Annotated in this window: 10 protein-coding genes; 3 read left to right on the top strand and 7 right to left on the bottom strand. The window is 55.5% G+C overall.

Going from position 1 to position 11,943, the window contains the following annotated elements:
• Positions 1-7 precede the first annotated feature (7 nt).
• Complete coding sequence (locus tag E5C26_RS13230; protein WP_135316738.1) at positions 8-331, top strand: YdbL family protein; 324 nt, start codon at positions 8-10, stop codon at positions 329-331.
• A 126-nt stretch (positions 332-457) separates the two neighbouring features.
• Here the strand turns inward: E5C26_RS13230 and azoR are convergent, their stop codons facing one another.
• Positions 458-1,063 carry an FMN-dependent NADH-azoreductase gene (gene azoR / locus E5C26_RS13225; protein WP_135316737.1) on the bottom strand — a complete coding sequence of 202 codons (606 nt, stop codon included), beginning with the start codon at positions 1,061-1,063 and terminating at the stop codon, positions 458-460.
• A 269-nt stretch (positions 1,064-1,332) separates the two neighbouring features.
• Here azoR and hrpA point away from each other — a divergent pair, with 269 nt between their 5' ends.
• Entirely contained in the window at positions 1,333-5,220 is a 3,888-nt protein-coding gene (gene hrpA, locus E5C26_RS13220; protein WP_135316736.1) for an ATP-dependent RNA helicase HrpA, read from the top strand.
• Positions 5,221-5,280: 60 nt separating this feature from the next.
• Here the strand turns inward: hrpA and E5C26_RS13215 are convergent, their stop codons facing one another.
• The 6 genes from E5C26_RS13215 to folM form a co-directional block, all read right to left on the bottom strand.
• Positions 5,281-6,102 (bottom strand): trypsin-like serine peptidase, encoded by an 822-nt coding sequence (locus tag E5C26_RS13215; RefSeq protein WP_135316735.1) that lies wholly within the window; start codon positions 6,100-6,102, stop codon positions 5,281-5,283.
• A gap of 301 nt (positions 6,103-6,403) precedes the next feature.
• Positions 6,404-6,697, bottom strand: coding sequence for an acid resistance repetitive basic protein Asr (gene asr / locus E5C26_RS13210; protein WP_135316734.1), 294 nt, complete (start codon positions 6,695-6,697; stop codon positions 6,404-6,406).
• A gap of 296 nt (positions 6,698-6,993) precedes the next feature.
• Entirely contained in the window at positions 6,994-8,490 is a 1,497-nt protein-coding gene (locus E5C26_RS13205; protein WP_135316733.1) for a carboxypeptidase M32, read from the bottom strand.
• A gap of 66 nt (positions 8,491-8,556) precedes the next feature.
• Entirely contained in the window at positions 8,557-9,861 is a 1,305-nt protein-coding gene (rstB, locus tag E5C26_RS13200; protein WP_135316732.1) for a two-component system sensor histidine kinase RstB, read from the bottom strand.
• Positions 9,858-10,583, bottom strand: a complete 726-nt coding sequence (rstA, locus tag E5C26_RS13195) for a two-component system response regulator RstA (RefSeq protein WP_135316823.1) — start codon at positions 10,581-10,583, stop codon at positions 9,858-9,860. Before rstA ends, rstB begins: the two co-directional genes overlap by 4 nt.
• Before the next feature lie 74 nt (positions 10,584-10,657).
• A complete protein-coding gene (folM, locus tag E5C26_RS13190) occupies positions 10,658-11,380 on the bottom strand; it encodes a dihydromonapterin reductase (RefSeq protein WP_135316731.1) in 723 nt (240 codons plus the stop codon).
• 125 nt (positions 11,381-11,505) lie between these two features.
• Here folM and E5C26_RS13185 point away from each other — a divergent pair, with 125 nt between their 5' ends.
• The gene (locus E5C26_RS13185; RefSeq protein ID WP_017892978.1) at positions 11,506-11,922 is read left to right on the top strand and encodes a hypothetical protein; all 417 of its coding nucleotides are present in this window, start codon (positions 11,506-11,508) and stop codon (positions 11,920-11,922) included.
• Positions 11,923-11,943 lie beyond the last annotated feature (21 nt).

Below are 11,943 nucleotides of genomic sequence, written 5' to 3'. Positions count from 1 at the left end.
AGCCAACATGAAAAAACGTTATTTAGCTTTGATTGGCGCCGGTTGGCTGTTCAGCAGTATGGCGATGGCACTGACGCTCGATGAGGCCAAGCAGCAGGGGCGTGTGGGGGAAACGCTCAGCGGTTATATCGCGCCGGTGAAGCAGGATGCCGAAACGCTGACGCTGGTGAAAAGCATCAATGCCGGGCGTACCGAGAAATACCAGCAAGTGGCGGACGGTAATCATATTGCCATCGACGATGTGGCACGTATGGCCGGGCAGAAGCTGGTAACGCGAGCCCCGGCTGGGGAATACGTGCGTGGTATTAATGGCCAGTGGCTGAAGAAATAAAAAAAGCGCGCCGTCAGGCGCGCAACAAAATACAGCATTGGATTTTTATGAGGGTAGTGCAGGTGTGACAGGACTTTAGTCATACTGTGGTGGCTTCGCCGGGGCATTACGCCCCCGCGAGGGACATCAGGCGGCAACGACCTGAGTCAGTACGGCCTTGGCGTCGGCCTGTGCTTTGGTCGCGACATCCGGGCCGTAAGCAATGCCTTCTGCGAACACGAATTCAACATCGGTAATGCCGATAAAGCCCAGGAACAGACGCAGATAAGGTTCTACCAGGTCAGTCGGGGTGCCTTTATGAATGCCGCCGCGGCTGGTCAGGATGATGGCGCGTTTGCCTTTCACCAGGCCTTCCGGGCCATTTTCGGTGTAACGGAAAGTGACGCCGGCACGGGCAATCAGGTCAAAATAGTTTTTCAACTGGGTTGGAATGTTGAAGTTGTACATCGGTGCCGCCATAACTATGGTGTCATTGGCCTGCAGTTCAGCGATCAGTTCATCGGACAAGGCCAGCGCTTCGGTCTGACGTGGGGTCAGCGGCGTATCGGAAGGACGCAGTGCGCCAACCAGCTCACCGTCCAGTACCGGAATTGGCTGTGCAGCCAGGTCACGCACGGTAATGGTGTCGTTGCCATGAGCGTTTGCCCATTGCTCAACGAAGAAATCGGCCAGTTGGTTAGACTGAGAGTAGCCCGCCAGGATGCTTGATTTAAGAACCAATACTTTGCTCATCGGTAATTCCTTAGGTTAAGACAGTGACATCAGGACGGTGCGTCCCTTGCATGCAGTACACTGTATTCACATTTTTCCGGCAGTGATAGCGCAATATTTCGAGACCTTTGTTCGATTTTATTGAATAACCTTTTCGGCCTTAAGCGGCGGGATTATGGGGAAAAAGCGGCTTGTGATATTCTTCGCATCCAAAGCCAAAAACGGGCTAACTCATTACCAAACCGTTGCTAACGCTTGATACAGCAGCGATGAAACAAGGAATACCGAACGTGAAATCTCCGCTCGCGGCATTGTCTGCCCAACTGGGCGAGCTGATGCTCCGTGATCAACAGCGCCTGCAACGTCGGCTGCAGGGCGCACGAAAAATCAAAAATCCCGATGCTCAATTGGCGGCTGCCGTTGAAATCGAAAGTGACATGGCGCTGGCGTTGCGTAAGGTGCAATCCCGCGCTGCGACCTGCCCAAAAATAACCTATCCGGCAAACCTGCCGGTCAGCCAGAAAAAGCAGGATATTCTGCAGGCGATCCGTGACCATCAGGTGGTGATTGTTGCCGGTGAAACCGGCTCGGGGAAAACCACGCAGTTACCGAAAATCTGCCTGGAATTGGGGCGTGGGGTCAAAGGGCTGATCGGCCACACCCAGCCACGGCGTCTGGCAGCGCGCACCGTAGCCAACCGCATTGCCGATGAGCTGGAAACCCCATTGGGCGGCAGCGTTGGCTATAAGGTCCGTTTTAACGATCAGGTCGGGGAAAATAGCCTGGTCAAGCTGATGACCGACGGCATCCTGTTGGCGGAAATCCAGCAGGACCGCCTGTTGATGCAGTACGATACGCTGATCATCGATGAAGCGCATGAACGCAGCCTGAATATCGACTTTATCCTCGGCTACCTGCGTGAACTGCTACCGAAACGCCCGGATCTGAAAGTTATCATCACCTCGGCAACCATAGATCCGCAGCGATTTTCGCGTCACTTCAATAATGCGCCGATTATCGAAGTTTCCGGCCGGACTTATCCGGTGGAAGTGCGTTATCGCCCGGTGGTGGACGACGCCGACGATACCGATCGCGATCAACTGCAGGCAATTTTCGATGCTGTGGACGAACTTGGCCGCGAAGGGCCGGGGGATATCCTGATCTTTATGAGCGGTGAGCGCGAAATCCGTGATACCGCTGATGCATTGAACCGCCTCAATCTGCCACATACCGAAGTCTTGCCGCTGTATGCCCGACTGTCCAACAGCGAACAGAACCGGGTGTTCCAGTCACACCACGGTCGGCGCATTGTGCTGGCGACCAACGTGGCGGAAACCTCACTGACCGTGCCGGGCATCAAGTATGTGATTGATCCGGGGACGGCGCGTATCAGCCGCTACAGCTTCCGTACCAAGGTACAGCGCCTGCCGATCGAGCCGGTGTCTCAGGCCTCGGCCAACCAGCGTAAGGGCCGCTGCGGCCGCGTGTCGGACGGTATTTGTATTCGCCTGTATGCGGAACAGGATTTCCTGTCGCGACCGGAGTTTACCGATCCGGAGATCCTGCGCACCAACCTGGCGTCGGTGATTTTGCAGATGACCTCGCTGGGGCTGGGGGATATCGCCGCTTTCCCGTTCGTGGAAGCGCCGGACAAACGCAATATTCTGGACGGCGTACGCCTGCTGGAAGAGCTGGGCGCGATTAAAACGGCAGAGAATGGCCATTACCAGCTTACTTCGCAGGGCCGTCAATTGGCACAGTTGCCGATCGACCCACGCCTGGCGCGTATGGTGCTGGAAGCGCAGAAGAGCGGTAGCGTGCGTGAGGTGATGATTATCACCGCGGCGTTGTCGATCCAGGATCCGCGTGAACGACCAATGGACAAACAGCAGGCGTCGGATGAAAAACACCGTCGCTTCGCGGATAAAGACTCGGACTTCCTGGCCTACGTGAACCTGTGGGACTGGCTGAAAGAGCAGCAAAAAGAGCACTCCTCCAGCCAGTTCCGTCGGCTGTGCCGCAACGATTTTCTGAACTACCTGCGGGTACGGGAATGGCAGGATATTTACACCCAACTGCGTCAGGTGGTGAAAGAGCTGGGGCTGCCGGTTAACAGCGAACCTTCCGATTACCGCAGCGTGCATACCGCGCTGCTGACCGGGTTGCTGTCGCACATCGGCCAGAAAGATGCCGACAAGCAGGAGTTCACCGGTGCCCGCAACGCGCGTTTCTCCATTTTCCCGGGTTCCGGCCTGTTCAAGAAGCCGCCGAAGTGGACCATGGTGGCCGAACTGGTGGAAACCAGCCGCCTGTGGGGGCGCATTGCCGCACGTATCGAGCCGGAGTGGATAGAACCGCTGGCACAGCATCTGGTGAAGCACAGCTACAGTGAACCCCACTGGTCTAAGTCCCAGGGGGCGGTGATGGCCAGTGAAAAAGTGACGTTGTTCGGGCTGCCGATTGTTGCCGCGCGCTCGGTCAATTACAGCACCATTGATCCGCTGCTGTGCCGTGAGCTGTTTATCCGCCATGCGCTGGTGGAAGGCGACTGGCAGACGCGCCACGCGTTCTTTGCCGCTAACCTGAAACTGCGTGCCGAAGTGGAGGAACTGGAACATAAATCGCGTCGTCGTGACATTTTGGTGGACGACGAAACCCTGTTTGCCTTTTACGATCAGCGTATTCCGAACGATGTGGTGTCCGGGCGTCATTTCGATAACTGGTGGAAAAACGCCGGTAAGCAAAATTCAGACCTGCTGAGCTTTGAAAAAGAAATGCTGATCAAGGACGGTGCCAATCAGGTCAGTGCGCTGGACTACCCAAACACCTGGTACCAGGGCAACCTCAAGCTGCGTCTGACTTACCAGTTTGAACCGGGCACCGACGCCGATGGCGTTACGGTACACATTCCGCTGCCTATTCTTAATCAGGTCGAGCAACAGGGCTTCGAATGGCAGATCCCGGGCATTCGACGGGAACTGATCATTGCTCTGATTAAGTCATTGCCGAAGCCGGTACGCCGCAACTTTGTGCCGGCACCGAACTATGCCGAAGCTTTCCTGGGGCGGGCGACGCCGCTGGAAATGCCGCTGCTGGATTCGCTGGAGCGCGAACTGCGCCGTATGACTGGCGTGACGGTGTCACGTGAAGACTGGCAATGGGATCAGGTGCCTGATCACCTCAAGATGACTTTCCGGGTAGTGGGCGAAAAACACAAAACCCTGCGGGAAGGCAAAGATCTGACGGCGCTGAAACTGCAATTGAAGGACAAGGTGCAGGAAACGCTGTCGGCGGTGGCAGACGATGGGCTGGAACAAAGCAATCTGCATATCTGGAGCTTCGGCAAACTGCCGGAGTTTTATGAGCAGAAGCGCGGTGGCTACTCGATGAAGGCTTATCCGGCGCTGGTGGACGAAAAAGACAGCGTAGCGATCCGCCTGTTCGACAGCGAGCAAGAGCAGCGACAGGCGATGTGGCAGGGCACGCGTCGCCTGCTGCTGTTGAATATTCCTTCGCCGATCAAATATCTGCATGAAAAGCTGCCGAACAAGGCCAAGCTGGGGCTGTACTTTAACCCTTACGGCAGAGTGCTGGATCTGATCGACGATTGCATTTCGTGCGGCATCGACAAACTGATCGCAGAACACGGTGGGCCGGTGTGGCAGGAGGAAAACTTTGCCCGTCTGCAAGAGCTGGTGCGCGGCGAACTGAATGAAACGGTGGTGGGCGTCGCCAAACAGGTCGAACAAATCCTGACGGCGGTGTTTAACATCAACAAGCGCCTGAAAGGCCGGGTTGATATCTCGTTGGCACTGGCGCTGTCGGATATTAAAACTCAGCTCGGCGCGCTGGTTTATCGTGGGTTCGTGACCAACAACGGCTGGAAACGCCTGCCGGATACGCTACGTTATCTGCAGGCGATTGAACGTCGGCTGGAGAAACTGGCCATCGATCCGCACCGTGACCGCGCGCAAATGCTACGGGTAGAGCAGGTGCAGCAGGCCTGGCAGCAGTGGCTGAACAAGCTGCCGCCGAAACGCCTACAGGATGATGAGGTGAAAGAGGTGCGCTGGATGATTGAGGAGCTGCGCGTCAGTCTGTTCGCCCAGCAACTGGGCACGCCTTATCCGATCTCGGACAAGCGTATCCTGCAGACTATCGAGCAGCTTTCGGGTTAAGCGGTACAGGCAGCCTGCATTGCAGGCTGCCCGATAACCCAGACGGGTAGGGTTAAGCGTTTATTTCCCCGCAGCCAGCGCGTCCAGCGCATCGCGAATGCCGGTCACTGCCAGTGCGCGGTTATCGGCGCGGTAACGATCTTTGGCTGCCGGAGCAGAACTTTGAATGGCAATCAGCCGCCAACCTTCGGCAGTTTTCAATAGTAACGGCGAACCGCTATCGCCGGGCAGGGTATCGCACTGGTGCGACAAGACACCTTGTTGTGCCCAGCCGGTCACTTTGCAGTTCTGGTGGCTGTAGAGATCGTCCAGATGATCCTCCGGATATCCCGCCTGGGTAATCAGCCGTTTGGCTTGTTTCATTGCCTGGGTCAGCGCCTTGCTGTCGCCTTGCCACAACGGCAGCGGCTTAATCGGCAAGGCTTTTTTATCCTTCAGACGGATCAGGGCAAAGTCATAGGCCGCTGCCGCTGGCGGTACAATCCAACCTTCACCATCAGGCTTGAGTTTTTTGCCCAGTTTGCGATCAACCAGTGTTTCAAGGTTGTCGGTCTGGTATTTCCAGGTCTTATTACCGGCCACAAAACGTAGCGCAATGGCCTTGTCCAGTTGCCCCGGTGGCGCGAGCACACAATGGCCGGCGGTGAGCGCCAGATGCGGTGAGATCAGCGTGGCGGTACACAAGTTTCCGCTGGCGGTTTCCACTTGCCCAATGGCCTGCCACGGCCAACCGTCGGTTTCCGTCACTTTTATACGTTCATCTTTGCCAAAAAATAAGCGGGTTTGCTCAGCGCTCGACGCATCGGAAGGGCTGTCGGCCCGTGCTGAGAGGGAGAGTGCGAGCGGGAATGAGCACAGCAACAGCAAAACGGTTATGCGCATAGGTTTCTTGCCTGGAAAATACGGGTCATCCATAAACACACTGAATGGTAACTATAGACTGATTTAGTCGCCGTGTGGATGGGCAGTGATTGATTTTTCAATAATTTTCAATCCAGAGGGGCTTTACAGCTACAGATAAAAAAAGGCGGCAATCAGTCCGCAGAGGATCAGCGTGGTCAAAATGATTTCAAATAAGTAGCGACGCAGCATGATGAGAACCCCCGATGAAAAAACACCCGGCGAACCGGGTGTTGGATAACTCAAGCCTGAACTGGTGAGGGGATCCTCACTTTAGTTGCTGTTACGCCGCTTTTTTATGGCTGGCTTTTTTGTGGTGTTTTTTAGCTGCCTGGGCTTTCTGAGCCGGTGCTTTTTTAGCGGTAGCTTTGTGGTGCTTTTTGGCCGCCTGAGCTTTTTGAACCGGTGCTTTCTTCGCGTGATGTTTTTTCACGTGAGTCGTCTTGGCTGGTGCAGCCATGGTGGTGGTAGCCGTCGCCGCTGGTGCGGTAGTGGTGGTAGTGGCAGCGTCAGCAGCGAAGGCAACAGAAGACAGACCCATTGCAGCGGCAACAACCAGAGCTAATACTTTTTTCATTGTTGATTCCTCAAATTACTCATCATGTATCAAGCCCACTGCGGGGCCGGTGATAAGATAGTAGGCAAACTGCGGAATGCTTTCCGTGAGTGATTGGTTTCGGCGTGTAACCTAATGTACATCTTGTTGCCCGGCCGCTCTGGACAGCGTTCAACTCCATTTTAGTTACAACATACTTGTAGTGAATAGCCAACTCGCACTCTGCGGCCAGGGTGTCTTGGATAGGGATAGTGCGTTATGGAATACTCATGGCAAAGCAGGGGGAAAAGGCACGTGGTTAGCCGTGCCTGGGGATCTTACAGGTAACGGCTTTCCAGATGCTTACGGAAATAGTCAGGATTCAAGGTTTCGCCGGTCGCATTGGTAATTAAGGTTGCGGTAGGGAAACGGCTGCCGTGACGCCAGATATTCTGTTTCAGCCAATGGAACAACGGGGCCAGGTTGCCTTCGGCAATGTCAGCGTCCAGCGTTGGCAGGGCTTTGCGTACGCTGTGGAACAGTTGTGCGGCATACATGGCACCCAGAGTGTAAGTCGGGAAGTAGCCGAAGGCACCGTCGGTCCAGTGAATATCCTGCATACAGCCGTTACGGTAGTTACCGACGGTATCGAGGCCCAGGTAGCCATGCATTTTCTCGCCCCACAGTGCCGGGATGTCTTCTACCTCAATCTCACCTTCGACCAGAGCCTTTTCGATTTCATAGCGCAGGATCACATGCGCCGGATAGCTCACTTCGTCGGCATCTACACGGATCAGACCTGGCTTCACACGCTGATTCAGACGGATGAAGTTGTTTTCTTCCAGTGCCGGTTGCTCGCCAAACTGTTTGACCACCAGTGGACGCAAGATCTTCAGGAAATCGCTGCCGCGTGCCAGTTGCATTTCAAACAGCAGGCTTTGTGACTCATGGATAGCGGTAGAACGTGCCTGCGCTACCGGCTGCCCTAACCATTCGCGAGGCAGATTTTGTTCGTAACGAGCATGGCCGGTCTCATGCACGATACCGAGCAAGGCGGTCAGGAATTCTTTATCGTTGTAGCGGGTGGTAATGCGCACATCTTCCGGTACGCCTCCGCAGAATGGGTGGGCGCTGACGTCCACGCGACCGCCGTCGAAGTTAAAACCGAGCAGCTTCATCACGCTCAGGCTAAGTTGACGTTGAGTTTCCACATTGAATGGCCCCTCTGGAACCAGGCAAGGTTCCTGAGCCTGTTTAGCCACCACCTTCTGCAGCAGGTCGGGCAACCAGGTTTTCAAATCGCCAAAGATGCGGTCAATGTCGCTGCTGCGCATCCCCGGTTCATACAGGTTCAACAGGGCATCATAGCGACGGGTCCCTGCCGCTTCGGCACGGATCTGTGCTTCCTGACGGCTCAGCTTGACCACTTCGCGCAGATTTTCCGCGAAACCTTCCCAGTCGTTGGCGGGACGTTGGGAACGCCAGGCGTGCTCGCAGCGTGCGCCGGCCAGGGATTTAGCTTCCACCAATGATTCTGGTACCAGCACGGCGTTGTCGTACTGCCGACGCATCTCCAGCAAATTAGCCTGGTCCACGTCGTCGAGCGTTTCTTGCTGTGCGCGTTCAAACAGACGACCGGTTTTATCCGAGGTTAAAATCTGATGTTGCAATACGCTTAGCTCAGCCAGTGCCTCGGAGCGTGCCTTGCTGCCGCCCGGTGGCATCATGGTCTGCATGTCCCAGCCGGCAATGGCGGAGAGATGGCCGAAGCGTGACAGGCGGGTGAAAATGGCACGCAGCTCGTCGTAAGAAGAAGGGGAATGTGCAGATGTCATCGTTTAGCTCCATTTTTTGTAAACCGGATAACTGTTTCGCGTTTTTATGCTGCCACGTAAACGGGGTTACACCGGGTCTGCTTTTAAATTGAAAGTGGGCTTGAGTGGCCAACAGAAGCGGAAGCTGGCACCGCCGAGTGAACTGGCGTCAACGTAGACCTGGCCCTGATAGGCCACGGCAATGGAATGAACAATCGCCAGACCCAGCCCGCAGCCGCCGGTAGCGCGATCGCGGCTGGGATCCAGACGTACGAAGGGCTCAAATACTCGCTCACGTTCTTCCGGTGGAATGCCTGGGCCGTCGTCTTCGACCTGCAGACAGGCGTTGTCACCGTCAAACCACAGGCCAATGCGCAGGCGTTGCTCACTATAACGCAGCGCATTGTTCACCAGATTATCCAGTACTCGCTCCATTAGCCGTAAATCGACGCCGCCAAAATCACCGACGTGCGGGATGTTCAATTCGATTTCCCGTTCCGGGTGGATCAGACGCAGGTCGTCGGCCTTGTCTTCCAGCCACTTGGGTAAATCCAGCGGTTCTATATTGAGTGCCACCTGCGGACGGTCCAACCGCGCGTAGGTCAGCAGTTCGTCAATCAGTGATTCCAGTTGGCCGATATCGCGATTCAGCGCTTGCTGTTCGCCCTCTGACAGGTTATCGCTCATCGCCAGGCGGTAACGTAGCCGCACCAGCGGCGTACGCAGTTCATGGGCAATACCGTCGATCAACTGTTTCTTGCTGGCGATCAGCGTATTGACGTTATCCGCCATCTGGTTAAACGCCACGCCAAGCCGGTTCAGGCTGGAGGTCGGGTCGAAATGGGTTCGCTCATCCAGATGCCCGGCCCCCAGGCGTTGGGCCGCATTTTCCAACTTCAGCAAGTCCTGCCAATGTGGGCGCATCCACAGAAATACCGGCAGGGCCAGAGACATGCCGATAAACACCAGCAGCGCCAAATCCAACAGCCGCATTTGGTGCAGGTAGAACAGATAAGGGATCGGGCCGACCACCAGTACGTAGTGACTACGTGGGATGCGCTGCATAAAGGTGTATTGATCGTCGAGGGCAATAATTTCCCCAAGACGTAGCCGTTTTTTCAAATCTTCACTCAAGTCCTGTTTACCGAGCGGTTCGATGTGCAGCTTAAACGACAGGTTCAAGTCCAGCGTGGCGATGGTCTTGTTCCAGTCTTTCAGCGGAATTTCCCGCAGTTCGCTGCGCATCAGGTACAGCGAACTTTTCATCAGGTCGTCCATCGACTGACGGCCGGCGCGTTCGGCGGTGACTTTGTACACCAGGCCCACCAGCATCGCCATCACGAGGAAACAGACGAAGAGCAGCAGGAAGAACTGCACAAAGAGCTTTCTCATTGCTGCACAAACTCCCAGGCATTTGGAGCGAACAGGTAGCCTTTGTTACGGACGGTTTTGACGCGGAAGGGTTCCAGGGCATTGTCGTACAGCTTGCGGCGCAGACGGGAAATCGCCACATCGATACTGCGATCCAGACCGTCATAACTCACGCCACGCAGGTTTTGCAGCAAGGCTTCGCGATCCATTATTTGGCCGGCGTGGGTGGCCAGTTCCCACAGCAGATCAAAGTCTGAGGTGGAAAGGGTGATGACCTCTTCACCCAGCGTCACCTGGCGGTTGACCGGGTCGATGCATAACAAGCCAAAGTGCAGGGCATTGTGTTGAGTGAGCGGTTGGGTTGACTCTTCCTTTGGCTGACCGCCGTGCTGACGCAGGTGCAAACGCAGCCGCGCCAGTAACACTGCCGGTGGTGTGGTCTTCAGGATGTAATCGTTAGCGCCCATTTCCAGCGAAAGAATATGGTTCATATCGCTGTCGAGTGAGGTGAGCAGCACGATCGGGCCGGGGAAGGTTGGGCGTAAATCACGGCACAGCGTCATACCGTCCTTGCCGGGCAACATAATATCCAGCAGCACCAGATCCGGTTGCTCCAGCTCGATGCGTGCCTGTGCACTGTCGCCGCGTGGCTCAATCAACACTTCAATGTCGTGTTTGCCCAGATAGGCGGCAATCAGTTTGCCGACTTCGGGATCGTCTTCTACAAAAACAATTTTATGCATATTCAGCGGTTTTATCAGAATAACGAAATTCAGCATAACGCGGGGCTCCGCGATACGCCATGCAGATCTGTGCGTTAGCGCAGCGGACGTCCGCCGTCGACACCATGGGTGCGGCCGGTGACATAGCGGCTGTCCAGCAGATAGTTCACCAGATTGACCACTTCGCTCTCGCCTGGGGCGATTTTCATCAGTGATTTTGCCAACGCCTGTTGTCGATAATGCTCGTCGTCACCTGGATTGAAAATAATCAGCGCCGGCGCGATGGCATTGACTTTCACTTCGGGCGCCAGCTTGCGGGCAAATGAGCGGGTCATATTGTCCAGCGCGGCCTTACTGGCTGCATAGGCAATGTGCTTGTCGCTGCCTTTCTCCACCACATAGTCAGTCAGATGGATGATATCCGCGCCGGCTTGTCCCTGACCCAGCAGGCAAGACTCCAGCAGCTGATTGAGCAAATAAGGCGTATAAACGTGAATTTGCAACATGGCCGCCATCACTTGCTCCGGCGGCACTTCCGGCGATTCGGCCTGCCAGGCGCTGGCGTTGTGGATCACCGCGCGCAGTTTGGGCGCAACCTGGCGGACCTGCTCGGCGAAACGGTAGATGCCGTCGTGCGTTGAGAAATCACCCTGAATGCAGGTTGCCCCCAGTCTTTTCAGTTCGCCCAGCGCCGGGTAGTCGCTGCGATAGGCAATGATCACGGGAATATCGCGTTGCAGGAATGACCTTGCCAACGCCAGTCCAATCCGGCGTGCGCCGCCGGTAATCAGCACCGGTGCAGAGTTGTGAGGTTCCATTGATTAAAGCTCCTGGACAGACTGGCAAACAATAGGGGAATTATGCCATTATACGGCGGAAATTCGTTAAAGCTTCGCATCGATTATCCATTTCAGGATGTAATACACGGCAATGAGAGGAAGGGATGAACAGCAGTCACCTTGCACCCGTCGCCCGCAGTGAGAAAATCTGTTTTGATTACATGGATTTTCTGTCCGCATCGTGCAAGAAGCACTGGCGCTTTGTTGATGCAATTTATGGCGTGATGCCATTTTTTGGCATGGTATTGAAATCACAGGCTTCTGCTTCGCAAACGCGAAAAGAGCAGTTGAAAGCGTTGGCACTGCAGGTGGTTTCCACCCAGGTCAGCGACGAAACCAACATTGTGCGCCTGATCGATCTGGCGCAGCAGCAGGGGCTGGCAGTATTCGACATTAAGCTGCCTTACGCTCTGGACACGCAGCAGTTGGCGACCATTCAACAAGAGTGCGTTGAGGGCGTGATTATCTCTCAGGTTGGGGAACGCATGACCATCAGCCTGCGCACATCTCAAAGTAACTGACCGGGTGATCCCACCCGGCCA

It is taken from the genome of Serratia proteamaculans (genome assembly GCF_004684015.1).
GTDB classification, from domain to species: Bacteria; Pseudomonadota; Gammaproteobacteria; order Enterobacterales; family Enterobacteriaceae; genus Serratia; species Serratia proteamaculans_F.
This window is presented reverse-complemented; position numbering and strand designations above follow the sequence as displayed.

What these genes read in the sequence shown, in the direction of transcription:
- E5C26_RS13230 (WP_135316738.1), top strand. Translation starts at nt 8, where the DNA reads ATGAAAAAACGTTATTTAGCTTTGATTGGCGCCGGTTGGCTGTTCAGC.
- azoR (WP_135316737.1), bottom strand. Translation starts at nt 1,063, where the DNA reads ATGAGCAAAGTATTGGTTCTTAAATCAAGCATCCTGGCGGGCTACTCT.
- E5C26_RS13215 (WP_135316735.1), bottom strand. Translation starts at nt 6,102, where the DNA reads ATGCGCATAACCGTTTTGCTGTTGCTGTGCTCATTCCCGCTCGCACTC.
- asr (WP_135316734.1), bottom strand. Translation starts at nt 6,697, where the DNA reads ATGAAAAAAGTATTAGCTCTGGTTGTTGCCGCTGCAATGGGTCTGTCT.
- E5C26_RS13205 (WP_135316733.1), bottom strand. Translation starts at nt 8,490, where the DNA reads ATGACATCTGCACATTCCCCTTCTTCTTACGACGAGCTGCGTGCCATT.
- rstB (WP_135316732.1), bottom strand. Translation starts at nt 9,861, where the DNA reads ATGAGAAAGCTCTTTGTGCAGTTCTTCCTGCTGCTCTTCGTCTGTTTC.
- rstA (WP_135316823.1), bottom strand. Translation starts at nt 10,583, where the DNA reads ATGCATAAAATTGTTTTTGTAGAAGACGATCCCGAAGTCGGCAAACTG.
- folM (WP_135316731.1), bottom strand. Translation starts at nt 11,380, where the DNA reads ATGGAACCTCACAACTCTGCACCGGTGCTGATTACCGGCGGCGCACGC.
- E5C26_RS13185 (WP_017892978.1), top strand. Translation starts at nt 11,506, where the DNA reads ATGAACAGCAGTCACCTTGCACCCGTCGCCCGCAGTGAGAAAATCTGT.